Below are 26,600 nucleotides of genomic sequence, written 5' to 3'. Positions count from 1 at the left end.
TAAAGGAGATAAATGAAACTAAGAGTACCGGATTATTTTGATAAATTCAAATGTATAGGCGGAAATTGTACGGATAGCTGTTGTATTGGCTGGGAATTGGATATAGACGAGGAATCCTATGAAGCTTACAAAAAAGTAGAGGGAGAATTTGGAAAAAAACTTCGCGAGTCCATGGTTGATGGCTCAGACGAGACTGATGAGTGCAATACTTTTCGGCTAAACGGAAACAGGTGTCCGTTCTTAAATGAAAAAAATCTCTGTGAAATATATATCAATCTTGGAGAAAAATCTCTTTGTAAGGTATGTACCGAGTATCCGAGATTTACTGTAGAATATAATAATACTAAAGAAAAAAGTATGGCCTTATCCTGTGAAGTCGTAGGCAGGCTCATCTTTGGCAGAGAAGACAAGATTAAATTTGTGGAAAAAGAAATTCCTGATGAAGAAATATCTGAAGAATGTGTTCCTTTATTTGTAGAAGAAATTGAGTATATAAGGGATAAAAGCATAGCTATTTTGCAGAACAGGTCAAAGGATATATATGACAGAATAAAAGAGTTTTTGTCTTTTGTGTCAGAGGCACAGGAAGTTATTAATGAAGGCGAAGAAGGCACAAATTTAATAAAAGTACTTGAGACTCTGCCTGTTGTTAATACAGACTCTTCAAAGGCAGATATTGCTGAATTTTTGGAAGAAGTCTGTTATCTGCTTGAGGGGCTTTATCTGCTGGGTGAAGAATGGGAAAAGGATTTCTCCGAGTTTAAATCCGATTTGAATGAAGAGGTAATGAGAAGATTTGAAAAATGCAGACAGGATATTAAAATGCTTGATATATGGTATGAAAATATCATGGTATACTTTGTTTTCAGATATTTCACCAAGGCGGTATACGACTGTGATGTGATTTCCAGAGCTAAATTTGCATTTTTAGGTTTCTTTACTATAAGAGGATTGGCAGCTTTAAGATATAAAAAGTCCGGCAAGTTTGATGCTCACGATATGATGATGGTGGCCAAATCGTATTCTAAAGAAGTAGAACATTCGGAGGGCAATATTGCTTATCTTATGGAAGAGTTTTTGTTCTCCGAGAAGTTTGAAACGGAGAATCTCCGGAATGTAATAAATAGTATGGTTTGTTGTTAATTATTTTTGACTTTTTGCCGATATATATGATAGGGAGTATTGTAACTATCAGTATTTCCTAAGAAGCAAAAGGATTTGCGAATATGTTCAAGGAAAGGAGAACAAAATGAGTAGTATTATTCCGGGCATTAGTCCCATCCAGAAACCGGTAGAGACTGCTGAGAAGATAGTCCAGAAGGCTAAAGAATCAGCAGGTTCTGCCATAACAGCCAAGTCGCCGAGTGAGCAGAACACTACACTGGATCCAAAGTCTACAAGTAAAGTGGCTGCTACTGCAAAGACTAAGGAGACTAACAAGGCAGCAGTTTATGAGAAAGCTCAACCTACAGACAGTAAAAAGGAACCTTACAAAATCAATAAGATGAGTAAGGAAGACAGAGCTGCTCTTGTTAAGGCACTGAAGGAAGAAGTTGAAGCAAGACAGAAGCAATTCTTGGATCTTGTTACAAAGACTATTTCAGGTCAGGGCGAGAAGGCGGCCATTGCGAACGGCAATATGGATGATATCTGGAAAAAGCTTGCAAAGGGTGACTTTACTGTAAGTGAAGCTGCTAAGAAACAGGCTCAGGAAGAAATCTCCGAAAAGGGTTATTGGGGAGTGGAACAGACATCTAAGAGAATGTTTGACTATGCTTCAGCTCTTGCAGGAGATGATGTAGACAAGATGAAGGCTATGCAGGCTGCAATGGAAAAGGGCTATAAAGAGGCTACAAAGGCTTGGGGCAAGGATCTTCCTGAGATTAGTAAAAAAACCTTAGAAGCGGCTAATAAGCTTTTTGAGGATTACTACAAGTCCAAGGGAGTAACCAATGAACAGGCTATGGCGGCTCAGGCTTCATCCGAGCTTACTTCTCAGGCGGTAGCACAGGCTGCGTCTACAGCTAATTCGGTACAGAAGCAGCCGGATCAGGCTATAAAAGGAGTTCAGTCAATTTCTAAGAGCTAATGCAAAGAATTAACAGATTATTTACATTTTAATGATGTGTAAAAGGGTTAAACCGCAACTTTTTTATATGCACTGAAAGTAAATGGTTTGTAATTAAAAACTGGAAACGCTTTCAGAAAAGCTGTTGCATATTGCAGCAGCTTTTCGTATACTAATGGATACGAATATTTTTGAAAATGAATTTAGATAAAAGGAGAGATTATGGATAAAATAGCAAGCTTTACAGTGAATCATTTAGTGCTTGAACCGGGAGTGTATGTATCCAGAAAAGATATGGTAGGTACTGAAATACTGACAACATTTGACTTAAGGATGACAACTCCAAATAAAGAGCCGGTTATGAATACAGCCGAACTTCATACTTTGGAGCATATTTGCGCAACTTTTTTAAGAAATCATGAAGATTATAAAGACGGTATCATATATTTTGGCCCGATGGGATGCAGGACGGGATGTTACCTTATTATGGCGGGAGACCTGGAGTCTAAGGATATAATTCCGCTTTTAATTGAAATGTTTAGATTTGCAAGGGATTTTGAAGGAGATATTCCGGGAGCCAGTCCTATAGAATGTGGCAACTATTTAGACCAGAATCTTCCTATGGCAAAATGGCTTGCTGACAGATATCTGAAAAATACTTTAGAGTGCATAGATGAAGCCCATATGCACTATGTAGAATAACTTAGAAAAGGTGTATATGAAGGAATTAGACAGAGTAAAAGAGATAGAGAGAAGTATAGTAAAGAAGTATCATAAAGAGATTTGGACAAATTTTGTAAAAGCAGTTAAAGAATATGAATTAATTAAAGAGGGAGACAGAATTGCTGTCTGTATTTCAGGCGGAAAGGACTCATTTTTACTTGCAAAGCTTATGCAGGAGCTTAAACGACACAGAAAATTTGAATATGAACTTAAATTCATAGTTATGGATCCCGGCTATAATTCCGAAAACAGTAAACTTATTGAAGAAAATGCTAAACTGCTTGAAATACCTGTTGAAATATTTCACAGTGAAATATTTGACGTAGTTGTGGATATAGAGAAAAGCCCTTGTTACCTTTGTGCAAGGATGCGAAGAGGCCATCTTTACAGTAAGGCGAAAGAACTCGGATGCAATAAAATAGCACTTGGTCATCATTTTGATGATGCCATAGAAACTGTGCTTATGGGAATGTTTTATGCGGGAAAGTATGAAACAATGATGCCTAAGTTGCACAGTCAGAATTTTGAAGGAATGGAACTAATCCGCCCTTTATACATGGTAAGGGAGGAGTATATAAGAGCCTGGGTTAAGTATAATAATCTCAGATTCCTAAGATGTGCCTGCCGTTTCACGGAAGAACAGGAGAAACTTGGAGATGAGGGTACCTCAAAACGGGCTGAAATGAAGGAACTTGTTAAAGAAATGTCAAAGGTGAATCCAAGTGTAGCTACAAATATATTTAACAGCATGTCGCACGTGAATCTTGAAACTGTAATAGCTTATAAATACGGCGGAAAGAAACATAGTTTTTTGGATGGATATGATGAAATTAAATAAAATAAATGCAGAAAATAATAATGATCCCGGCAGTAAGAGGCATGAATGGGAAGAAAGGCTTGCTTTGGTACTTGATATTGCTGAGCAAATGGTCATATCGGGAGCTGAAGTTGCAAGAACAGAATACAGTGTAAGACGAATCTGTAAGAGTTTCGGTGCGGTAAGAACGGAGGCATTGTCAATAACTACAAGCCTGATAGTGACTGTGTACTATGATGAATACGGATCTGTAACACAGACCAGGAGAGTGGATAAATTTGCCTACAATATGGACAGGCTTGAAAAAATGAATGAACTTTCAAGGGAAATATGTGATAAGAAACTGAGTATAGAAGATGGTAGAAAGAGATTTTCGGAGCTGATGGCAGAAAAATACTATTCATTCCACACTCAGATATTATTTTTCATGTTAATAGCCTTTACCTTCACCCTTTTCTTTGGAGGAAGTATAAAGGATGCGCTGGTTTCATCTTTTATTGCAATTATATTTAAGTATATTGATGAATTTGCGAGAAAAATAGAGATTAATAAGTTCATCCCTATCGTAGCTTCATCATTGTTAGGAGGCTTTCTTGCAATTATGGCAGTAAGGGCAGGACTTGCTGATTCTGTGGGAAAGGTAAGTATAGGCGATGTAATGCTGCTTATTCCGGGAATTATGCTTACCAATTCACTAAGGGATATGTTCGGCGGAGATACAATTACCGGAGGAATCAGATTTATAGAAGCTACCTTGATTGCAATTATGATAGCGGTAGGCTTTTCAGCATCTTCTAAATTTTATGAAGAAATTTTTTCAAGCGTAGTAGTTTCAACTGTGCGGGAATGGCCTGCCTGGATAACGATTATTACTGCGCTTGTTACTTCATTTTTTGGCTCCATAGGATATGCCTGTACGTTTAATATAAGAGCCAAAAGACTTGTGGCAGCCGGCTTTGGCGGACTCATAGGCTGGGCGGCTTACCTTATAGCAGGATGTTTTATGTTTTCTGAGCCTATGAAGTATTTTGTGGCTGCTTTAGTAATTAATATTTATGCTGAAATTATGGCTGTAACTGAAAAAGCACCATCAACCGTATTTCTGGTATCGGCAATTATGCCCCTTGTACCGGGAGGAATGCTTTACAGGACTATGCGATTTGCAGTCACAAAGGAATGGGGGGATTTTGGAAAACTTGGAGTAGAAACTCTTTCGATAGCCCTCGCCCTCGCACTCGGTATGCTTATTGCAAATTCTGTGATTAAAAGTATGAGAAAAAGAAGAAGAAAAAGATTGGGGATGCAGGCATAAATTATGCTCGCCTAGACATTTATCATTAGGGGCTGATAACTAAAAAGCTTATTGATAAATCTTAAGTATATGATATTTAAGATAACAGCAAAAACTGATAATGCCTAAGCGAGCGCATTAGGCGTAGCGAAGCGGATGCCGGAGCGAGTCTGGACATTTATCAGTTTTTGCGTAAACTTAGTCTTATTTAAATCTTTCAGATTGTTCTTTTATAAGTTCTACATCATCAAAGTAATTGATTTTCATAGCTGATTTTACATCTGCAAGAGTGTTTGCAGCTACTCTTTCAGCCTTTTCACTGCCTTTTTTAAGAATCTCATATACAGCAGGAATGTCTTTTTCATATTCTTTTCTTCTGGCTCTGATTGGTTCAAGCTCTTCTTCAAGTACTGCATTTAAGAAACGCTTAACCTTAACATCACCAAGTCCGCCTGCCTGATAATGAGCTTTAAGAGCATCAAGGTTTTCATACTCAGGAAGATATTTAGTAAAGCTGTCAGGCTTTACAAAGGCATCAAGGTAGGTAAATACTGTATTTCCTTCTATTTTACCGGGATCACTTACTTTTATGTGGTCAGGATCTGTATACATACTCATAATCTTAGTTTTCACATCCTCTGCACTATCTGAAAGATAGATGCAGTTTCCGAGAGACTTACTCATCTTAGCCTTACCGTCAGTTCCCGGAAGACGTTTGCAGGCTTCATTGTCGGGGAGCATAATATTTGGCTCAACAAGAGCTTCATTGTATGTAGAATTGAATTTTCTTACTATTTCACGAGTCTGCTCTATCATAGGCTCCTGGTCTTCGCCTACAGGTACGTGTGTAGCCTTAAACGCTGTAATATCAGCAGCCTGACTGATAGGATAGGTAAAGAAGCCTACAGGTATGCTGGTTTCAAAGTTTCTCATTTGAATTTCAGACTTTACGGTAGGGTTTCTCTGTAATCTTGAAACTGTAACCAAATCCATATAATAGAAAGAAAGTTCACAAAGTTCAGGTATCTGAGACTGAATAAAAAGAGTGCATTTCTCCGGATCAAGCCCAACAGAGAGATAGTCAAGAGCCACTTCTATAATGTTCTGTCTTACCTTCTCAGGATTTTCAGCATTGTCAGTAAGTGCCTGTGCATCAGCAATCATAATATATATTTCATCAAACTCACCGGAATTTTGTAATTCAACCCTTCTTTTAAGAGAGCCTACATAGTGACCTAAGTGGAGCTTTCCGGTTGGTCTGTCACCGGTTAAAATAATTTTAGACATTTTAAATTTCCTTCTTTCATTAGTTATATATAATCTAAGCTTTTACTATCTGGACATAAGCTGGATAACTTCACCTATGTACATATAATGATAGTCTTTGTCGCCGTAGAATCTTTCATCAATAGTCGGATCGATAAAATCCTCAGGATTGATTTTGGTAACAGAAAGCTTTTTCATAATTACGATATCACGCCCCTCATCAATGTAAGGAGTGCCGTTGTGATAAGATACATGGAATTTTGCATTATTAATCTTATCCTCATTTCTGCCTGAAATGCTTCCTATATATTTGAGCATAAGTCCGGTAGCTTTATCAGGTGCAAAATGAGTTACTGAAAAAGTATCGTATTTATCAAGAAATTCCTTTGTATATCTGCTTCCCCTTACAAAGACAAAGCCAACATCTTTATTCCATATTACTCCCATTCCTCCCCAAGATATAGTCATAGTATTGACATGACCTTCTTCACCGCAGGTAAGCAGGGCAGGCTCTTCATTAATCTTGAACGGATTTATGGTAAGTATATCATTTGTATAAGTCTGAAATGAATGTAACATTCTAAACCTCCTATTAATAAGGTAAATTTTTTTTATAATACATAGTATATCAAAAATAACTAATACTTTCTATACCTTAATAAAGTTTTAGCTGATTTAAAAGGATGCCTATAAGTTATGGTTAACAAATTTACCGTAATATAAGGAAGCATAAATTCTAAATAATCAGAAAATTACGAAAATAAAAAAATTTTAAAAAGTACTTGAATATTTTATAAGACTGTGCTATACTTCTTATCGTTGTTGATGGGCTATCGCCAAGCGGTAAGGCAACGGACTCTGACTCCGTCATCAAAGGTTCGAATCCTTTTAGCCCAGTTACAATGAAAGCACTCATATGGAGTGCTTTTTTGTTAGTTCACATATAAAGCTAAACCTAAGTTTGGGTAAAGTAGGGGGTATTATGACCAAGAATGTAATGACTTATGAAGGACTTCAGGAGCTTGAAAAAGAGCTGGAGCATCTTAAAGTAAACCGTAGACGTGAGATAGCGGAAAAGATTAAAGAGGCTCGCGAGCAGGGAGATCTTTCAGAAAATGCAGAATATGATGCAGCAAAAGACGAGCAGCGCGATATAGAGGCAAGAATTGAAGAAATAGAGAAAATACTTAAGAATGCAGAAGTATTCTTAGAGGAGGATGCTGAAAAAGGTACTGTTAATCTTGGCTCAACATTTACTCTTCTTGATATGGAATATGATGAAGAGATAGTTTATAAGCTTGTCGGTGCTACAGAGGCAAACAGCCTTGAAGGTAAGATTTCCAATGAGTCACCTGTAGGAAGAGCGCTTAAAGGAGCTAAAGAAGGTGATATAGTAGAAGTTGAAACACCTGCAGGAACACTTCAGTATAAGGTAATTAAGATACATAAGTAATAGGTAAGGAGAAAAATAGTGGCACAGGAAAATCAGACACTTGACACTAATGAACAGGTTGAAATTCGTAAGGAAAAGCTTGCGACTCTTAAAGAGGCGGGAAAAGATCCTTTTATAACAACTAAATTTGATGTTACAAATCATTCTGTAGATATAAGAAATGATTTTGAAAATTTTGAGAATAAACAGGTAACTATAGCAGGCAGAATGATGTTTAAGCGTATTATGGGTAAGGCAAGCTTTTGTAACTTATCCGACAGATACGGAAGCATGCAGTGCTATGTAGCAAGAGACTCTATCGGTGAAGAGGCTTATGCGGATTTTAAGAAATATGATGTGGGCGATGTAATCGGAGTTAAGGGCTTTGTATTTAAAACAAAGACCGGTGAAATTTCAGTACATGCGGAAGAAGTTACCTTACTTAGCAAGAGTCTCAGGCCGCTTCCTGAAAAGTATCACGGACTTAAGGATACAGAGGCAAGATACCGTCAGAGATACCTTGACCTTATTATGAATCAGGATGTAAGAAATACATTTGAGAAAAGGTCGCAGATACTTAAAGAAATTCGTTCTTTCCTTGCAGAAAAAGACTTTATGGAAGTAGAGACTCCACTTCTTGTTGAAAATGCAGGCGGAGCTGCGGCAAGACCGTTTTTCACACATTACAATGCTCTTGATGAAGAAAGAAAGCTTAGAATTTCTCTTGAGCTTTATTTAAAGCGCCTTATAGTCGGCGGTTTTGAAAGAGTATTTGAGATTGGCCGAGTATTTAGAAATGAAGGTGTAGATACCAGACATAACCCTGAATTTACACTTATGGAGCTTTATCAGGCTTATACAGACTATAACGGAATGATGGATCTTACTGAGGAGATGTTCAGATATCTTGCTGAGAAGGTTTGCGGAAGTGCTGTTATATCTTACAACGGAATAGAGCTTGATTTCAGCAAGCCATTTAAGCGTATAACTATGCTTGATGCAGTTAAAGATTATTCAGGCGTAGACTTCAGTGAAATAACTACAGATGAAGCAGCTAAGGCTATAGCAAAAGAAAAAAATATAGCTTTTGAGCCTCACCATAAGAGAGGCGATATCATTAACCTTTTCTTCGAGGAATTCTGTGAGGAGAAGATGGTACAGCCTACATTTGTTATGGATCACCCTGTTGAGATTTCTCCGCTTACCAAGAAAAAGCCGGGAGCAGAGGATAGAGTAGAACGTTTTGAGCTTTTCATAAATACCTGGGAAATGTGTAACGCTTATTCAGAGCTTAACGATCCTATCGACCAGAGAGAGCGTTTTGCTGCTCAGGATGCTCTTGCTGCTGCAGGTGATGAAGAAGCAAACCATACAGACGAGGATTTCCTTACAGCCCTTGAGTACGGCATGCCTCCTACAGGCGGTATTGGTTATGGTATAGACAGACTTGTAATGCTCCTCACCGATTCAGCTTCAATCAGGGATGTACTCTTATTCCCTACACTTAAGAGTCTTAACCCTGACAAGAAGACCTCTTCAACTGTAAATACAGAGACAAAACCGGTCGAGAAGATTGATTTCTCTAAGGTTGAAATAGAACCGTTTTTTGCCGATACAATAGATTTTGAGACTTTCAGTAAGTCTGATTTCAGAGCTGTTAAGGTAAAAGACTGCGTGGCAGTGCCAAAGAGCAAGAAGCTGTTACAGTTTACTCTTGATGATGGTACAGGCACAGATAGGACTATTCTATCCGGAATTCACGCATATTATGAGCCTGAGGAACTGGTTGGAAAGACTCTTATAGCTATCACAAATCTTCCACCAAGAGCTATGATGGGAATTGAGTCCTGCGGTATGCTTCTTTCAGCTATACATAGTGAAGAAGGCGAGGAGAGACTTAACCTTCTTATGGTGGATAACAGGATACCTGCGGGGGCGAAGTTGTACTAATCGGACGCGAGACTTCTGTAGCAAAATTGAATGAAAATGGCTGTAACAAAAGCCTGCTTGCAATAAACTGACAACAAAATCCTTTCTAAGCTTACTTTGTGTTAGCTTTTTGTATAAATATGATAGTCGTAAGACTGCTCCAAAAGGAGTTGCTTTTCTTAAAAGAAATTTTAAGAGGAGTGGCTCCTTTTTTGTGTTCAGCGAGTACTTCTTTTGACCCAGATGACCCAATAAGTGGCCTGATAAGTGACCCAATAAATTCAGAAGGTGGAAATTTATAGATTTAGAGAACGGCGACTATTGCAACGTAGCAGGGTGAAAGGAAGGACGTGTGGAATCAAGAAGGCTCAGAAAGATGTTCCAGTGGTATTAGGAAGCAGAAATCGTGTATAATATTCAGCATAAGAAGCTGTAGGAAATCTATACAGAATCGTAGGTTAGCAAAGAACCATAAGAAGAATGTATAGGCTTTAGAAATGGTTAAGCAGATAAAGACTATTAAGGCAAAGCGGAGTAAGCATATGCGTTATCGTGAGGCAAGACTTTATTACTGTCTGGGATTAAACACGATTCCGAGACTTTAGAAGGAAGCGGGAACGATAGTCTGGATTGGCCACTGTATGCTGATTGACACAGAGATTTTAGCAAAGTATCTTGATTCATTTAGAGATGAATAGAGGGAGGAAAAGAAAATGAGCAAAGTTATGCTGTAGCAAGTCAAAAGGGTGGAGTTGAAAAAATAACTTCTGTAATGAATCTTGGTACTATCCCAGCCATTATCAAACCTATGACTATCGATGAAGCTACTATAGCTATGATTGATAAGGATATTCAGTGCGAGGAGATTCTTCTATGTTAGTGTGCATTCTCGTTGAAAATGAAGATGGATGCCATGCGTAGGTAGGGGACAAGTATGATCTTGAAGACTGAAAGAGCTTTATTCCAGTAAACACTGCCAGCCAAATCAAGCTTAGCCATGGAAAGAATCAGGACATATGCAAGAGGTTGTCTTAACTACTATGGAATCACAAGTATGAAGAATAACTAGGGTGACGTCAACGGATGCTCATCACAGAATTCGTATGAGTATATGGAAACAATGGAAACGTGTGAGAATTAGATGCCGAAACCTGATGGGTAAGGAATTCCTAAAGACCTAGCGTGAAAAACGGTAAACAGTAGAAGTGGTTATTAGTTTACAATACACAGCAGCTAACACTAACAACTACACTTTTGTAGTATTAAAATATGCAAAAATTGGCTTAGATAAAATAATGTGGAGTTTTGTAGTTGTAGGGAAGTGTCAAACTTCCGATATACTATGTATTGAATTTGGTTAAAGTTTCACCAAGCTATTGTTAACCTATTCACAGCCTAGTTAAAGTTGCATAAAAAGTTGTGAGATATCTGGTTGAAATCAGGGGCTTGTTAGAATATAATATAATTTGAGCTGCTATACACTAGAAACGTGTACAGGTCTGATGAGGTGTTTAAAATGAAGATAAAAAAGCTGTAGATATTTTTCCTAACACTATAACAAAGATAAGAAGAGATGAAGAAGTATCTATGAGCATGTTATTAAAAATTACTGAGTATCTAAATTGCGATGAAGGCGAGATAGTTGAGTTTATTCAGGATAATACCATCGGTTATGAATAAAAATATAGAATGTAAAAGGTGAATGTGTTATGGAACATCGTATGTGGCCAACTGGAAATGACGCGACAAGTAATTTTGCAGAACTAGAAAAGAAAGTCTATTCTGCTTTTTCAAATTGCGGGATGGACGCATGGTTTCTTGTGGATATAGATCCAGTTGGATTTAGCAATGAAAAGGTACGAATGGCATCGGTTATTTCTCAGAAATTTGGAGTCTTAACTCTATCGATTCATGAAGAAAATAGTATAGAACAGTTTATTTCCATAGTTGATTTATATACGAATATGATCGAAGAGAAAATTTACAATCTTCTTTTAGAATCAGCCGTTTTGATAACTAAGAAAGATAATAAAAAGGTGCTGAAGTTACCGTATTGTCACCTAAATGTATTTAAAAGCCTAAATGGTGTCGAGAATAATCGATGTGTAGATATAGATATGCTTACTCGGGAAGATGTATTCGCGACGTTGCTTTCAGAAAAAAACTGTAAGCCATTTGATAAATCATATGGTGGATTATCAGATGCGGAGGCTATAGCTATAGTTAGTAAAATAGCACCAGAGTATACAGTTATAAAACCGCAAATTATTAAGAGTGAAGCTGATAGTTTGATTGATGAAAATATTGATGTTGAATCACTTCCGTTTATTACGGGCAAGGAGGTAGAGTACAGCACATTTTTACTAGACGAAGATCAAGTTAAGTATATAAATGAAATGGGTACTGGACATAGAGTACTGCTTGCTAATGCGGGAGCAGGAAAGAGCGTATTACTTCTTTCAAGAGCGTATAGATATGCAAGCACACATAAAACAGTAAAAGTATTGATTACTTGCTTTAACAATAATCTTGCCGACTCGTACAAGTTTAAAAATAGCTGTTCTAATTTTGGCGATAATAACAACTTGTTCATAATGACTTTTCATAAGTTGATGAAGAAGATTTACAACGAGTGCCTGAAGACAAACATTGCTAGAGAATATCCAACGGAACAAGAGCTCCAAGATTTATTGTTATATATAAAAAAGGGAATGGTGGATTTGAAGTTCACTGCAATATTTATCGATGAGGTACAGATTTTTAGTCCGCTATATCTCGATATATGTTACGCATTACTTGATTCCAAAAAGGATGCTGTGTTCTTATTAGCAGGTGATTTAAATCAGACTGTAAGGAAACAGATTAGGAGGAGAGATGCTCCGTGGAAAAAGATAGATGGAGGAAAACTAAACTTTAGAGGACGAGTTAAGTACTTCTCTAAGAATTACAGGAATAGTCCGCAGATAGGTGGTTATTTAAACGCTATGCTGACATATATGAATTTAAAGCTCTCACAAAATGGACTAATTGATATGCAGGAGTTTGACTATAACATTTTCGGAGTTGGACCTGCTCAAAATATTGCTTTGGAGGTGCAGAGGAGAATTTCAAGAATGGATATATGCGGTATAATAATCGAAGCTATTGAGGAAATAACGAAAAAATATCAAGTTGGTTATTCTGATATAGCAGTTTTATTCCCGTATAAAGAGAATCGATTTTTGAAATATTATTTTTTGTTTTGGATAACAAGCGAGATGAAAAAAAGAGGAATACAATACTCGTTGATTTTCTCAGATGATCAGGAAGAAAGGTCTCAGTACAGTCGAACGAATGGAGTGGTTTTATCTACGATTGATTCGTCGTTAGGACTGGACTTTAGAGCTGTAATTTTAGCTGGACTGTATCCTTACGAGTATATTTACACGGAGGATAAGAAAACAAAGAAGATAAATGACTGGACTCAACTTGCTAAATTGCCATCCGATGAGCAAGAAAGTGTTAAGGTTCAGTTGAGAAAACTGTATACAGCATGTTCTAGAGCTAGAGAAGTTTTATATGTTCTTAGTGACATTGAAGCGAGTAGTCCTTTTGATGATGTTTTGGAGGATAGAAGTAAATGAATAACTATAATATTGTGGCTGATCACATTGCCCAAAAATATATTTCGGGAATTTCCGGTGATCATTTGAAAGAAAGAATTGTCGGGGATGAACCAATAGATTATGTAATGACGGGTCTTTTGGCAGAAGATCGAATTGAGCAATCCTTTGAAGGAAAGTATGTAGAGAATCTTGAGACCAAATATCAAAGCATTCCTTCAATAGGGCTTAAGTTTGGCGTTCAGGCAGGGGACAAAACGAGCATTACTATATTTCCGAGAGGACTATTTTTCTACACTGTTAAGCCACAATATGAGGAGACGGTAGATTATTTTTTACGTCTAGAGAGCGGTAAGAGTGGAGAAACTTTTACGAAAATCGAACAGTTAGCGGAGAATTATCCGGATAAAAAGTTCTATCTTCCAAAGGTTTATAAGAAGGTTGCAATTCAGGATGTTGTCACTGACGGAATTCAGATAGATATTGATAGTATTCCGGAAGAAGGGGTTCATTTACAGGACGAATTGGTTAAGCGGATTTCTGCGTATGCAAAAAGCATCAGTAATGAAATCCAAATTATGCATGAGGATCAAATTTCTTATTCTGATCTTCAGCATGAGGATTTGTTTTCTGTTGTATGCACTCCCAAAGATCAAAGAGTTATGCCTCTCTGGAAATTTGACTTATTTGTTTCCGCTAAAAAGATAGGCGAGAATACGAATGTATTCGTGCAAATGGTTAATAGGACAGAAAAATTAAATGGAAACAATTGTGGTTATTTGCCTCAGATATTCGCTGCTGGATTTGACGTTAAAGGGAGTGATGGCACGGTCTTTATGCCTATCGAACTTGATTATTTCAAGGATAATTATAAGGACAGGAAACAGTGCTTTTCTATAGCTGAGAACTCATCAAGTTCATTCGATAAAGCAACGAATACTCTGTCTACTGTGAACGTGCCTGTATTTTATCAGTATAGGACAAAGACAAATGATGAATATAATTCCTATATAGAGTTCGATAAATTGATTAACAATCCAGTGGAAAACTTAGAAGCTATTCATAAGTGCATGCTAAAGGATCTGGAAAAGAGAGAGAAGGAGTTTGCTGAATGCAAGTCGAACCTTTCTGAGAATGCAAGAGAAAAATTTGAACAAGCCTTGGAGGAATTTGAGCAAGAAATAAAACGGTTTAGTTTTGGAATAGAGCAGATTAAATATAAGGATCTAGTGTATAAAGCTTTTGTGCTGATGAACAAAACGTTCTCAACCAAAGTTGATGGAGACCACAGAACTTATAAAGGTTGGAGACTCTTTCAGATTGTATTTATTGTTTCTTTGATATGCGAAATAATCGAAAGCGAGTATCCTGATGACCTTTCCGTGAAGAATGCCACAAAAGTTGAAACAGCGAATCTACTCTATTTCCCGACGGGTGGTGGTAAAACGGAAGCTTTCTTGGGTGCTTCGGTCTTCACAATGTTTTTTGATCGACTGAGAGGGAAGAATGAAGGGTTAACTGGTATTTTAAAATATCCGTTAAGATTGCTCGCGGTTCAACAGCTGGATCGTGTTTTAGCTGTAACCATGAAAGCCAATATTGTTAGGGAATCTACTCTTGAGCTAAAAGATACGACTCCTTTCGCAGTAGGATTTTTAATTGGATCCGGTAATACCCCTAATAAGATATATGAGAATGATACTTTTAACACTGGAAGCAAGGCTATCATTCATGGAGATCAAGCTTCACTCAATGAAAACTATAGATTTGTAGATACTTGTCCGGTATGTGGTCAGAAGTCCATAGAGGTGTCTTTTGATCAAGAGGATTGGAGATTAAAACATGTCTGTACTAATCCGGCATGCTCCGCAAAAGTATTACCATTAATGATTATTGATAATGAGATTTATAGATATCTTCCGTCATTGGTAGTTAGTACGGTTGATAAAATGGCGGCAATAGGTTTTTCCGATGACTTCAAATTGTTAATGGGTCAAGCTAGACATAAGTGCAGTAAGCATGGGGTTGCATGGAAAGGACAGTGCACAGCAAAATACAACTGCGAGTATGATATGGTCGCAATCGATACACTAAAAGACCCTATTCCAACCTTGTTTATTCAAGACGAAATGCACTTGGTTAAGGAAAGTCTAGGAACATTTGATTCTCATTATGAGGCTTTTTTTAAGTATTACGCTGAGAATCTTGTGGCAGATGAGAATAGGAAAAGAATAAGATTTATTGGTGCAACAGCTACTATTTCAATGTATGAGGATCATATTAGACACTTATACCATATGAGAGGTAGACGATTCCCTTGCGAGTATCCATCAAGAAATCCAAACAAAGACTTTTATTCCTATATTGATGGAGATGATATCACAAGAATAATAATGGGCTTTGCGCCTTATGGACGTTCTATAACCAGAGGCATTTGGGAAGCTGTCTATAATATGCGTTTGCAAATATGTGACATGATGGAAAACACAACGGAGTGTTACACGAAATTATGTGAACAAGGCTTCTCGGGTACAGAAGAAGAGTTGAAGGATATTTTGTATGATTATTGGATTGAACTAGTTTATAACAACCGCAAGGAAGATGTTATGAACTTAGATAATGCCTTTATGAATCAGGCGAATGATCGACTGCAGGATAAGGGACTACCTCCTTTTGTTTCTGCACAGATGACAAGTGACAACAATTTCCAAGAAGTGAGGAAAGCGTTGTTTGGAATTCAGTCTAATAGGAAGAATCTCGGAAGCGTGAATTTGATTTTGGCAACAAGCACGATTTCACATGGTGTAGATGAAGACTCCTTTAATAATATGTTCTTTTATGGAATTCCAAATACTAATGCCGAGTATATTCAAGCATATTCAAGAAGTGGAAGAAAATATACGGGATTGGTTGTTGATGTTATTCGACTGCTTAGAGTAAGAGATAGGGCATATCTAAAGAACTTTGTTTTATTCCATGAGAATAAGGATGACTTGGTTGAAAGCGTTCCTATTAACCGTTGGGCAAAGAATGCAATTTACAATACGTTCCCAGGAATTCTTAATGGATTGTTCTTACAGTATTATGCAGTTGAGCTTGGCGTTGATTCATTGAATAAAACAAATGATGTTAAAAAATTGTTGGTAGATGGAGACATCGAAATTGAAGACGTAATTAAAAATGTAATTGGGATATATGGATGCGTAGCGACAGAAAAGATGTCTATCAACTATGAAGAAATAATAAAGAAAGAGGTATTCAATATCCTTTCAAGCATCAAGAATGGAATTTTTGATAATAACGATAAACTTTCGGATTCCATTAAAGCAGCTCATAGCAAGCATTTTTCGCCAATGACTAGTCTGAGAGATACTGAAGAACAGATTGAAGTGGCAATAGTAGAGAGGTAAGCAAATGAAGCGAAGTAAGAGTCAGGCAGTATACAAAATATTACCTGGAATGTGGATCTCGGATAAAGATAGTCACGGAAATAATGTTACTGCTCAGGTAACAAGCTGGAACTATAAACCGATGGAGGGTATATATGCGAACTTCATTGAGTCTGAGATAAAAAGACAGGTTAGGCTGTTCTCCATGCATGGAGGAGACATAGGTGATTACAATCTTGATGATGAAAAAGGTGGCTTTTCTGTAGTCGAATCGGCATGTAGACCAGGAATACCCGATATAATCGCTGAACTTTCTCCACTTATGTATTATTGTCCGGAATGTCATAGGGCAACACAATTTCAGAATGGCAAAGCGGTACTACAAACATGTCCGATATGTAAAAAGGGTAGACTAAAGCAGTTACAGCTTGTCTATCCATGCGAGTGTGGGTATGCCAGCCCTATATTTATTCCTAAAGTCCGCGGAGTTAACGAGTATTATTACTACCCGGTTGAAAAACAATATGGTGTGTTTTACTACCAGGGAAAGAATAGAGTGTTTAAGGAATTTGGCATCAAATGTCCTAACTGTGGTCAGATGGTGCAAAGAGATAGTGCATCAGCGGGTTCAAACTATAAGGCATTTACAGCTAATGTTATCAATCTGATCAGCCCTGAACTGGGGGCGTTTTATCAGAAGGGTGAGCCTGCTCGTAAAATAATGATATCCAAATGGTTTGGTCGAGTTAGTGAAGATAATTTTACCAAAATACTCGAAAATATTGATTCGGCGTTTAGTAAGAAAACAACCAAATCTGCTATTGAAAGCGAAGCAGAAAAACAGGCAAAACAGCTTTTGGCTGCAGGGTTAATTAATGAGGATCAGCTAGAAGCCACAATAGCATCACTTTCAAAGAGCAGTTCAGATAACGATTCGAGTATAGAACAATATGTAAATGCCTGCGATGAACTGTTTGCTAAAGAGAAGAATGATTCCGAAGAAGAATATATTTTGTGGGTCAACAATTTTGCGTTCAACTTAATGCAATACGAAACAGTAAAAAAATCTAGGGGCGCAAAGAGTATTATTTCCCTTAAGGAAGCCATCGACAAACAAATGGCAGTTGGTTTTATTGATGATGAATCAGAAATTTACGATTTGCATGAAAAACTTGGTATTGCCAATATGCAAGCTTCATGTGACGTTGAAATTATCGGTTGTTCATATGGGTATACCAGAAAATTGACAGATCCACACAATGCGAAAAAGAGCCTGAAGCTTGTTGCATATGACAAAGATGGTGATTCAGATAAGAATTTAGCATTTGGTACAAAACTGGAAACAGAAGGAATCTTGTTTGATATCGACCGTGTAAAAATACTGAAGTGGTTGGTAGCAAATAAGATTATCACGGAAGAACAACTTCCGGATTTAGACGATGAGGAAGCAATAAAGAAGTGGTTTGCCCGAAATGTTCACGGTGATAGGATTAGCACTTTTGGAGAAATAAGTGAAGATGATTTAATTATGAGAAATGTGTTTATGTTTTTACATTCATTTTCGCATGCGCTTATAAAAACTGCAGGTGAAATGAGTGGTTTATCATCTAATTCTATTACTGAATTGATTTTTGTCGATACATGTAGCATTTTCATATATTCACAGTCTAACCAAGGACAAGTTTTGGGATCTCTGTCTGGAATGGTTGAGTCAGTTTATGCGAGATTTTTGAAAAGAATATATGTCGATAATCGTGAATGTGTATTTGATCCGATATGTGTAGACAGAGATGATTCTGTATGCCAGGGATGTTTAGTAATAGCAGACAGTTCATGTAAGTTCTTCAATATGAATCTTGGACGCAAATACCTTTATTCATTGGAATTAGATGCAGAAAACAGAATTGGCTTTTGGGAGATGTAGATATGGCAACAATGTATCCGAAAAATATTAACGAGTATATGCCGACATACTCTGAGCGGCTTGTTTATGATGAACTCAAAAAACAATTACCTGATTCATATGTGGTGTTTTACTCTGTGGAATGGTCAAGAAATAATAACGGAAAAATGGAGAAATCAGAAGCGGACTTCGTTGTTACACATCCTGACTATGGATATATATGCCTTGAAGTAAAAGGTGGGAGACGCCTGTTTGTCCAAGATGGCGACTGGTTTCTTGAGGATGATGTGGAAACCAGAAAACTGAAGCGTTCGCCATATACGCAGGCGGAAAAGAGCATGTATTTCTTTAAGGATGTGTATAGGAAAAGCGCCAATATATCCTACAAAGGGATTGCCGCTTCGGGTGTTATTTTCCCGTTTTTTAATGTAGGCTCAATTACTACAGAAATAAGCAACCGTCAATCAGAATGTACGATTGACGCAACAAAAATGCAGAACCTTCATGCATCCATCAAAGCCATGTTTAAAACATGGGGTGGTTCCAAGTTTGGTGTAAGCATGTATTCAAAAAGCGAGCACGAGGCGCTAATGGAGCTGATTAAGAAGAGAATCGCTATTTCTGCAGCAGCAGGTGCACTTGTAAAGTATAAAGAGCAGCAGCTCGATATGATAAATCGAGTGCAGGATAATTACATTCAGTTCATTTCAAATTATCACCAGTTCTACTTGCGTGGAGGGGCTGGAACTGGAAAAACATGGATTGCCATGAAGATGGCAAAAAAAGAAGCCTCAAATGGAAAGAAGGTTCTTATTACATGTTGCTCTAAGCCTTTGGCAAAATTTATCCGTGAGTCTGTATCAGAAGAAGTTGAAGTCGCTGATATTGAATCATTACTTGCGAATATTGTAAGTGATTTTGAAACGATAGATAGAAGCTCCTATGAGGGAGTATTAAGTAAAGTAAAAGATGAAATCCCTAAGTATGATGCAATATTTATTGATGAAGCACAGGACTTATGTGAAGAAGTCGCATGTGTAATAAAGTTTCTGCTAAAGGATGAAAAAGAATCGACTATTGGCATCTTTTATGATGATGTTCAAAAGATTCAAGAAGAGAGTTTTGGGGATGCTTTTATGATAGATTTCCCACCGTTCTTGCTAAGGGAAAACATCAGAAATACTGCTAATATATACCGTTATGCCATGGAGAATACCAATCTAGGCACGGATGTCATAAGGAATCCGGTTGAAGGTCCAAATCCTGCAAAGGAAAAAATCATTGATAAGAAACACCTGACACAGCGATTAGGGAATTTATTAAAAGAGTTTGTGGTTGACGAGGAACTAAGTAATAAGTCAATTGTTATCTTGTTCGATGATATAGAAGAGGCAAAGGATTATATAGAGAATGGGCTGGCGCAGTGGAGATTTACTTTCGAAGAGCCTAAAGAGGATAACGAGATTCAAATTAGCAGCGCATTCGATTATAAAGGCCTAGAAGCAGATATGGTCATATATATTCATGATGCGAATGCTTCTCAGAATATAAACTACATTGCCTACACACGAACTAAGTATTATTTATATGAATTAATCAGATAAGGATGAGATAGAAATGGATTTAAAAACCAACGTATACGTTAGATGTCCAATTCTAGATAGAGAATATATTTTTGATCCGCGTGACTTTGTTGTAGGGCGTATTGTCTCTATAGACGAATACGCTGAACAATTGACGGTTCGTTTTTTCGATCCATTCGGATATCGTGCGTATTATGATGACATACCTAAGGAGCACCGATATGCTATTAGTATGGTTAATAGGTGTGAGCTTCTTAAAGGCACCAAAATTAAACATAAAGGGCAAGCTGGGAAAATTATTTGCGTGGAAAGTAAGGACGATGATGAATATCGTTACTTTGTGCAGGTCGATGATACGAAAGACGTGTTTGTTTGTAAAGAATCTGAAATAGAGGCTCCCTTCACGGGAGGACGAGTATCGCCAACCGTACAGTTGAGCAAGTACGAATTTCAGAACCCTAGCTGGTATTTGGGGCGAAGTGTTGTGAATCGTGTCAACAAAATCCTGGACAATTCTATATTGGGTTTTAAGGAATTAGCAGGATGCAAAATATACTTGATGCCTCACCAGCTTAATACAATTATGCGGTGTAATCAGGAAAAACACTGCAGATATATGCTCACAGATGAAGTTGGTATGGGAAAAACCATTGAGGCATCGGCGGTATTAAAGTTATTTTTGCTTAACAATTCAAATAAAAAAGTTTTGATAATAGTTCCAGACGGATTAAAAGAGCAGTGGAGAGTTGAACTGTTTTTGAAGTTCGACATAGCACAAGGAAAAGATGCCAATGGAAATAATGTGAGTTTGGAGAGCTTCTCTGAATTCATTAATGTGAACGATGATAAAGCTTATGATTTCGTTGTGGTAGACGAGGTACATAGGCTTCTTAGCGATGATTATTATAGTAAATTTCATACTATCAGCAGAAAGGCAGATAACATACTCTTGCTTTCGGCGACTCCATTACAGCGTCGAACATCAGATTACTTAAACTTACTACGGTTACTAGATCCGTATAAATACGATGATTACTCGGATGAATCATTTGAAGCGTTGGTAGAACTACAAAGCAAGATTATCACGCAAATAATGGGCGTAATTGATGACGTTGATGATTTGCAAGATGAGATTAATGACAATGAAGACGGAGATGTGAGACAAGATAGAAAATGCCTTGATCTCTTTGATGATATCACGGATGGCTTAGAAAACGTCTCAGATCTTATCAATGACAAGGCATACGATAAGTTGGTGGAAGATATTAGCGCAGAAGATGAGGGCCTTGGCATTAATAAAATGTATATTGCCATATCATATGTATGCGACAACTATCAAATAGAGCGTTGCATTATAAGAAACAGAAGAAATATTTTATATAGAGATGACTACGCTTCACATACTAGACCGGTAAGGAAACTATATAGTGAAATCACGTATCAAAGCAGAGCAAGCGAGTATGCTGTTTATCAACTTATTTTGGAATTAATGGAGACCGAAGAAAACCTAAGTGTTGAGAAGTTAATGACAGTATATAAGCCATTGCTGAGCTCATACTTTAGTTCCGCGTCTGCATTTCGTAAAGAATTAGAATTAAGTGATATTACCAGCAAAGATCTAAAAGATGCTGTTTACAAATGGTACGCTGAAGAAAAGTATAATGCAGAAAACATCTTAGAAATACTTGATAATCCCGAAGATTATGAAGACAGGATGTTGAAAGTAATAGATTATCTTGATCAAGAGCTATATAAGGGAAAAATTGTCATATTTACAAGCTTTCAGGAGACATTTGAGTTATATCGTGACGTTTTAGAGCAGATTTATAAAGAAGAGGAATTGTCATTTTTCAACTCAGATATGTCCTCAGATGAATTAGAGTTGAATGTCTACCGTTTCCAAAATGAAAAAACTTGTCGTATTCTTTTATGTGACAAATCCGGTGGAGAAGGAAGGAATTTTCAGGTTGCTGACTATATTATTCATTTGGATCTTCCTTGGGATGCTAATGAGATTGAACAGAGAATTGGTCGATTAGACAGATTGGAGAGAGATCCTCAGAGACCCGAGGTTAACTCTGTTGTGGTAGTTTCAGAGGAGTCTTTGGAACAGCAATTGTTCGAATTTTGGAATAAGGGACTCAATGTATTTGAGGAATCATTGAGCGGATTGGAAATTGTACTTGAAGATATTAACAATCAGATGTTTAGTGCCATAGCAAGCGATATAAGGTATGGCTTATTTAATGCGGTTTCTAGTATTCTTGAGACAACTACTCAGTTGAAAAAGGAGATTAAGAGAGAGCAGAGATTTGATACAGTAGGATACTTATATAAACCAATTAATAGACAGATTGCTCGCCTTCTTAGGTATTATAGTAAAAACGAAAATGAACTTTTTTCCAAAACAATGCTTAACTGGGCTTCCTTAGCTGGATTTAAGCCTAGTGGGAATGAGGAAATAATAAGGTTTAGCGTGAGTGAATTTCAATTGAATTCGGCTAGGAATACGCTACTTATTCCGCCGGACTGGACATCATATTTACAATCAAGGCAGATGGAGTTTGCAACAAGGATAAATGAGTTGTATAGCAAATATAAAGCAAAAAGATTAAGTGATGGTAAGGAGATAAAAGGCACATTTAATCGGAAAACTGCGATTGACAATGATTACCTTCATTTCTTTGCACCGGGTGATGCTATTTTTGATTGTATTGTCGATAATGCAATCCATTCAACCAAGGGTCAAGCAACTGCTTTTGCTATGCAGGCTGATATAAACTGGGAAGGTTTCATCTATACATTCTCAGTTATGCCAAATGAGCGGTTACTATTGTCCAATGGAATCTTGCCGTCGGAGATAGCATACTTCAGAAATTTCTTGACTTCAGATATGGCTGTCGTGCCGGTGGCATTTGATAAGTACCAAGATGTACCTCGCGATAGAGTCATTGAAGAGTACGAAAAACTAGTCGAAGTGGGCTTCAAAGCCGTACATTCATGCCTCGATCATTTGGGCAGAAGAGGAAAAGGTGGCGGAGGATTTCTTCATATTTCTCAACAATTTGGAGTTTCAAATCTTGAGTGGTTTAAGAATAGATTTCCTGCGGATTTATGGAAATCCTTTGTTGAGGGTTCTTACTCTGCTGGAAGAAAGCAAGCCTTGAAGGATCTTTCTCGCAAGTCTCATTTGAGTGATGCTAAAGAAGAAATACAGAGGCTCATCGCTGCTCGTGTTTCAGCTGATACTTTCTATGGCAGGGAAGGCGAGAGCGTTGAGGAGCTTGAGGCAAAGTACAATATTATTCTTGAAAGCCTTAAAAAGCCACTTATATCGCTGGAATCTGCTTGTTACGTTTGGATGGTGAAATAGATGAATAATAGCGAAATAGTATCTCTGGTAGAACAATATATTAATGGTGACACAGAGGAATTTGACTGGGGATACTTCGAAAAATTACTTGCTGGGGTTGAACCTTATTATCGCAACTTGGTTGAGAGACTGATACGATTTTACGATGCGTATCTGGATGATAATCAAGAGATAACGGAGTTTTTATCGGCTCTCCGTTGCTTTTTAATATCCTTTCAATCAGATATAGAGATTAAGGAGGCTGAATGGATTACAAATAATTCTTTTGGCTTGAAGTATAATTCCGACAAAAAGATTTATGCATCCATAATGTGTCCGAGTTACTTGAATGAAAGATTTGTTTCAGAGGCATTTCAGGTTACTGGGGTTACTAAAGAGAATAAGGATCAACGCTATAATCTTAAAACAAACGATTATATTGAAGAACTTACTGGTAACCAAACCTTTTACTCTGAAGCACAAAAGCTCTGTGTTATGGGTGTCTTGAAAATGCCAAAGGGTTTTTCTGCGTTGGCAGTTTTGCCTACAGGCGGTGGAAAGAGCTTAATCACTCAAACGCTTGCGTATAAAGAAGACGGGCTGACTATAGTAATCGTTCCGACGATTTCTTTGGCCATAGACCAAGAAATATCTGCAAAGAATGCTATATGCCGGCTGACAATACAGGAGATATTTAGTTATTCAAGTGGTGCTGACAATGGTGATTTAATTATTAATTCAATTAAGAATAAATCGGCAAAGCTTTTATTTATTTCGCCAGAAGCTCTAATTAAAAACGAAGATTTTGCAAATACTATCGCTGAGGCTAATGAAGCGGGCTATCTTAAAAATATTGTAATAGATGAGGCGCACATTGTAGTCGAATGGGGTGATTTTTTTAGAACAGACTATCAGGCATTAGAACCGTGGCGTAAGCAGTTACTTGCGGTTAACCGTGATCTTAAAACAGTATTACTTTCTGCGACAGTAGATCGTAATACCGGTTTGATGCTTAAGAACATGTTTTCTGAAGAGGATAAATGGATTGAATTCCGGTGTGATTCACTGCGAAGAGAGCCTAGATACTGTATAGCAAAAAGCAACTCTTTCCGAGAGAAAAAGCAGCGTTTATTGGAAATGGTGAATTTAATGCCACATCCAATGATTATATATACTATGAAGCCGGAAAGAGCGGAGATTATTAAGGAATGGATAAAATCGGCAGGATATGACAAGGTTGAAACATTTACTGGCGATACTCATTCCAAAGATCGAGATGAATTAATTCGTCGTTGGAAAAACAACGAGTTCGATATTATGGTTGCCACTTCTGCTTTTGGAATGGGAGTAGATAAACCAGATGTCCGTACGGTGATTCATGATTTTGTTCCGGATACCCCAAACCTGTACTATCAAGAGTTGGGTAGAGGAGGAAGAGATGGCCTTCCATGTCTAAGCATTATGTCCATATATCCAGAACAGGATTTAGATGTCAGTACTCGAAGTAAAGTACTAAAAGTTGATACAGCATTAGGGCGTTGGCTAAGCATGTACCAGAGCCCTAAGTCTGAGAGAATCGAAGACTATGTTCTGATAGATACTAAGATTAAACCAACATATAACTTGAACTATGTATATGATGAAGCCAATGCTCGGGATGTACAATGGAACATTTATCTGCTCTTGCTTCTTCGAAGATACAACCTCATTGAGATTCTCGATATGAAATACCTTAAGGCCGAGGAGCGATATGTATTTAAGATTAAGGTATTAGACAAAAGGCTGTCACTTCCTGACAGAGGGGTTGAAAAGTTATTAGATGACGTTAGAACACAGGAAAAGTCCAGGTTTTCAAAGGAATTCACGGTAATTACAAAAGGTATTGTAAATGCTGATAAGATATGCATTTCGGATATGCTTTTAAGGACGTATCCATATGTTTTGGAGTACTGTTCTGGATGCAATAGTCACAATAAGGTTGTGGATGAGGAGGATGATCGATTTTCACTAGTGAAAAGAATAAAACATCTTTCGGAACCGATGAAAGGATTGGCGGATTTTGAAGAAGAATCCCTGATTGAAACGGATAAGTCAGAAGCGCATTTGGAAAAACTAATTTCTATGGGAATTAGAGTGGTTGTGACCGATAATGAGCTTGAGTTGAGCGGATTTCCCGAAGTGTCGGATTTAATGGTCGTAAATTTTTATGAGTTCAGAAGGCTTTTAGCAGAAAAGCAGCTCTATTATTTTGGGGGAATCTGTTGCATAGTTTACTCGGATAAAAAAGATTTGTTTTTAAAGGAGTATGCAGTTTTGAACCGGAGCAACTGTAGTGGATTTAAACGGATTCATATAGTCAAATCGGATTTTGAAATCAATGCGGATGGTAAGAAATTCTCTGCAGTAATAAGTAACAATATAACGGATAAGATGATGGAGGCGTAAATGTTTGATAGTAATATGAGGACTGAAGCAATTCCAGAAAGAGTGTATTCTTTATGCCAAATACTTAAAAACGGCAAGATGGAAGAAAAGGAATTGCGAAGTTTGGTTGAACCAAAAAAAGAGTCCACTTCATACTTTGGTATGATAAGAGACGCGGCCAAACAATTGAGTCTAATCAATTATGATGAGGATTCTAAACAACTCGAATTGGTTGTAGATGAGGGAGATGTTGCAAGCTTCTCTGATTTTAGGAGATATGTGAATAGAAACATCGAAAAGCTTTCCTCTGGCCAGTTTTATAAAACCGTTCAAATCTATATGTATAACAGTGACAATCTCTTCAAGATTGAAAAAGATTTGCAGAGTGTATCAAAACTCGTAGGAGTAATTAATGAATATGATGCCACTGTGAATCTTAACGAGGAAAACATGAGAGCTTGGAGATTTTGGGCCACCTTTTTAGGTTTCGGATTTCTCCATGACATGTTTTTCCTGCCGAATGCGTCAACATTCTTAAAAGATATCATAAGGAATTCATCTGTTGAAAAGGGAAAAGCATATACGATTGATGAGTTTATTACCATGCTTCATCCCTCGATAAGTATCTGCTTGAGTCAGGAAGATGAGAACTCGAGGAGAATGAATTTAGCATTGTCAAACGCATTTAGGACGCTTAATGATTTGGGCGTAATAGAACTTAAAACCGTAAACGATAGAAGCGATGAATGGAATATGACCAATATGAACTTGCATCCGTTTTCTTCAATCATTACCGACGTGGTATATAAGGGGGAGTGATT

17 protein-coding genes and 1 tRNA gene are annotated in these 26,600 nt (G+C 37.4%); 16 read left to right on the top strand and 2 right to left on the bottom strand.

Going from position 1 to position 26,600, the window contains the following annotated elements:
- The first annotated feature begins 12 nt into the window (after positions 1-12).
- The 5 genes from fliB (at position 13) to GCWU000282_RS15725 (ending at position 4,920) form a co-directional block, all read left to right on the top strand.
- Positions 13-1,143 (top strand): flagellin lysine-N-methylase, encoded by a 1,131-nt coding sequence (fliB, locus tag GCWU000282_RS02815; RefSeq protein WP_023353484.1) that lies wholly within the window; start codon positions 13-15, stop codon positions 1,141-1,143.
- A 106-nt stretch (positions 1,144-1,249) separates the two neighbouring features.
- Entirely contained in the window at positions 1,250-2,089 is an 840-nt protein-coding gene (locus GCWU000282_RS02810) for a hypothetical protein (protein ID WP_023353483.1), read from the top strand.
- Positions 2,090-2,290: 201 nt separating this feature from the next.
- Complete coding sequence (locus GCWU000282_RS02805) at positions 2,291-2,770, top strand: S-ribosylhomocysteine lyase (protein ID WP_023353482.1); 480 nt, start codon at positions 2,291-2,293, stop codon at positions 2,768-2,770.
- 16 nt (positions 2,771-2,786) lie between these two features.
- A complete protein-coding gene (locus GCWU000282_RS02800; RefSeq protein ID WP_023353481.1) occupies positions 2,787-3,629 on the top strand; it encodes a tRNA 2-thiocytidine biosynthesis TtcA family protein in 843 nt (280 codons plus the stop codon).
- Positions 3,613-4,920 carry a threonine/serine exporter family protein gene (locus GCWU000282_RS15725; protein WP_169730260.1) on the top strand — a complete coding sequence of 436 codons (1,308 nt, stop codon included), beginning with the start codon at positions 3,613-3,615 and terminating at the stop codon, positions 4,918-4,920. Before GCWU000282_RS02800 ends, GCWU000282_RS15725 begins: the two co-directional genes overlap by 17 nt.
- 183 nt (positions 4,921-5,103) lie before the next feature.
- Here the strand turns inward: GCWU000282_RS15725 and trpS are convergent, their stop codons facing one another.
- Both trpS and GCWU000282_RS02785 read right to left on the bottom strand, forming a co-directional pair.
- Positions 5,104-6,186 carry a tryptophan--tRNA ligase gene (gene trpS / locus GCWU000282_RS02790; RefSeq protein WP_023353479.1) on the bottom strand — a complete coding sequence of 361 codons (1,083 nt, stop codon included), beginning with the start codon at positions 6,184-6,186 and terminating at the stop codon, positions 5,104-5,106.
- Between the two features lie 45 nt (positions 6,187-6,231).
- Positions 6,232-6,744 (bottom strand): hypothetical protein, encoded by a 513-nt coding sequence (locus GCWU000282_RS02785; RefSeq protein ID WP_023353478.1) that lies wholly within the window; start codon positions 6,742-6,744, stop codon positions 6,232-6,234.
- A 247-nt stretch (positions 6,745-6,991) separates the two neighbouring features.
- Here GCWU000282_RS02785 and GCWU000282_RS02780 point away from each other — a divergent pair.
- The 11 genes from GCWU000282_RS02780 to GCWU000282_RS02735 all read left to right on the top strand — a co-directional run bounded on the left by GCWU000282_RS02780 (position 6,992) and on the right by GCWU000282_RS02735 (position 26,598).
- Positions 6,992-7,062: transfer RNA gene (locus GCWU000282_RS02780), tRNA-Gln, on the top strand.
- Between the two features lie 85 nt (positions 7,063-7,147).
- Positions 7,148-7,618 (top strand): transcription elongation factor GreA, encoded by a 471-nt coding sequence (gene greA, locus GCWU000282_RS02775; RefSeq protein ID WP_035039104.1) that lies wholly within the window; start codon positions 7,148-7,150, stop codon positions 7,616-7,618.
- A gap of 18 nt (positions 7,619-7,636) precedes the next feature.
- A complete protein-coding gene (lysS, locus tag GCWU000282_RS02770) occupies positions 7,637-9,547 on the top strand; it encodes a lysine--tRNA ligase (RefSeq protein WP_023353476.1) in 1,911 nt (636 codons plus the stop codon).
- Between the two features lie 1,518 nt (positions 9,548-11,065).
- Positions 11,066-11,206 carry a helix-turn-helix domain-containing protein gene (locus tag GCWU000282_RS16215; protein WP_084295321.1) on the top strand — a complete coding sequence of 47 codons (141 nt, stop codon included), beginning with the start codon at positions 11,066-11,068 and terminating at the stop codon, positions 11,204-11,206.
- A gap of 29 nt (positions 11,207-11,235) precedes the next feature.
- Positions 11,236-13,149, top strand: coding sequence for an AAA family ATPase (locus tag GCWU000282_RS02765; protein ID WP_023353474.1), 1,914 nt, complete (start codon positions 11,236-11,238; stop codon positions 13,147-13,149).
- Entirely contained in the window at positions 13,146-16,538 is a 3,393-nt protein-coding gene (locus GCWU000282_RS02760; protein ID WP_023353473.1) for a DEAD/DEAH box helicase family protein, read from the top strand. Before GCWU000282_RS02765 ends, GCWU000282_RS02760 begins: the two co-directional genes overlap by 4 nt.
- Positions 16,539-16,542: 4 nt before the next feature.
- Complete coding sequence (locus GCWU000282_RS02755) at positions 16,543-18,441, top strand: hypothetical protein (protein WP_023353472.1); 1,899 nt, start codon at positions 16,543-16,545, stop codon at positions 18,439-18,441.
- A gap of 2 nt (positions 18,442-18,443) precedes the next feature.
- Complete coding sequence (locus GCWU000282_RS02750; protein ID WP_023353471.1) at positions 18,444-20,024, top strand: NERD domain-containing protein; 1,581 nt, start codon at positions 18,444-18,446, stop codon at positions 20,022-20,024.
- A gap of 13 nt (positions 20,025-20,037) precedes the next feature.
- Positions 20,038-23,376 (top strand): helicase-related protein, encoded by a 3,339-nt coding sequence (locus GCWU000282_RS02745; RefSeq protein ID WP_023353470.1) that lies wholly within the window; start codon positions 20,038-20,040, stop codon positions 23,374-23,376.
- Positions 23,377-25,800, top strand: coding sequence for a helicase-related protein (locus GCWU000282_RS02740; RefSeq protein WP_023353469.1), 2,424 nt, complete (start codon positions 23,377-23,379; stop codon positions 25,798-25,800). It abuts the gene before it with no gap.
- Positions 25,801-26,598 carry a hypothetical protein gene (locus GCWU000282_RS02735; RefSeq protein ID WP_023353468.1) on the top strand — a complete coding sequence of 266 codons (798 nt, stop codon included), beginning with the start codon at positions 25,801-25,803 and terminating at the stop codon, positions 26,596-26,598.
- Positions 26,599-26,600: the final 2 nt, after the last annotated feature.

This window comes from Catonella morbi ATCC 51271 (assembly GCF_000160035.2).
Lineage (GTDB): Bacteria > Bacillota > Clostridia > Lachnospirales > Lachnospiraceae > Catonella > Catonella morbi.
The sequence above is the reverse complement of the archived record's forward strand: the minus strand, read 5'-3'. Positions and strand labels throughout refer to the sequence as shown.

Coding starts and splice junctions, on each gene's coding strand:
- fliB (WP_023353484.1), top strand. CDS start 13: ATGAAACTAAGAGTACCGGATTATTTTGATAAATTCAAATGTATAGGC.
- GCWU000282_RS02810 (WP_023353483.1), top strand. CDS start 1,250: ATGAGTAGTATTATTCCGGGCATTAGTCCCATCCAGAAACCGGTAGAG.
- GCWU000282_RS02805 (WP_023353482.1), top strand. CDS start 2,291: ATGGATAAAATAGCAAGCTTTACAGTGAATCATTTAGTGCTTGAACCG.
- GCWU000282_RS02800 (WP_023353481.1), top strand. CDS start 2,787: ATGAAGGAATTAGACAGAGTAAAAGAGATAGAGAGAAGTATAGTAAAG.
- GCWU000282_RS15725 (WP_169730260.1), top strand. CDS start 3,613: ATGATGAAATTAAATAAAATAAATGCAGAAAATAATAATGATCCCGGC.
- trpS (WP_023353479.1), bottom strand. CDS start 6,186: ATGTCTAAAATTATTTTAACCGGTGACAGACCAACCGGAAAGCTCCAC.
- GCWU000282_RS02785 (WP_023353478.1), bottom strand. CDS start 6,744: ATGTTACATTCATTTCAGACTTATACAAATGATATACTTACCATAAAT.
- greA (WP_035039104.1), top strand. CDS start 7,148: ATGACCAAGAATGTAATGACTTATGAAGGACTTCAGGAGCTTGAAAAA.
- GCWU000282_RS02765 (WP_023353474.1), top strand. CDS start 11,236: ATGGAACATCGTATGTGGCCAACTGGAAATGACGCGACAAGTAATTTT.
- GCWU000282_RS02760 (WP_023353473.1), top strand. CDS start 13,146: ATGAATAACTATAATATTGTGGCTGATCACATTGCCCAAAAATATATT.
- GCWU000282_RS02755 (WP_023353472.1), top strand. CDS start 16,543: ATGAAGCGAAGTAAGAGTCAGGCAGTATACAAAATATTACCTGGAATG.
- GCWU000282_RS02750 (WP_023353471.1), top strand. CDS start 18,444: ATGGCAACAATGTATCCGAAAAATATTAACGAGTATATGCCGACATAC.
- GCWU000282_RS02745 (WP_023353470.1), top strand. CDS start 20,038: ATGGATTTAAAAACCAACGTATACGTTAGATGTCCAATTCTAGATAGA.
- GCWU000282_RS02740 (WP_023353469.1), top strand. CDS start 23,377: ATGAATAATAGCGAAATAGTATCTCTGGTAGAACAATATATTAATGGT.
- GCWU000282_RS02735 (WP_023353468.1), top strand. CDS start 25,801: ATGTTTGATAGTAATATGAGGACTGAAGCAATTCCAGAAAGAGTGTAT.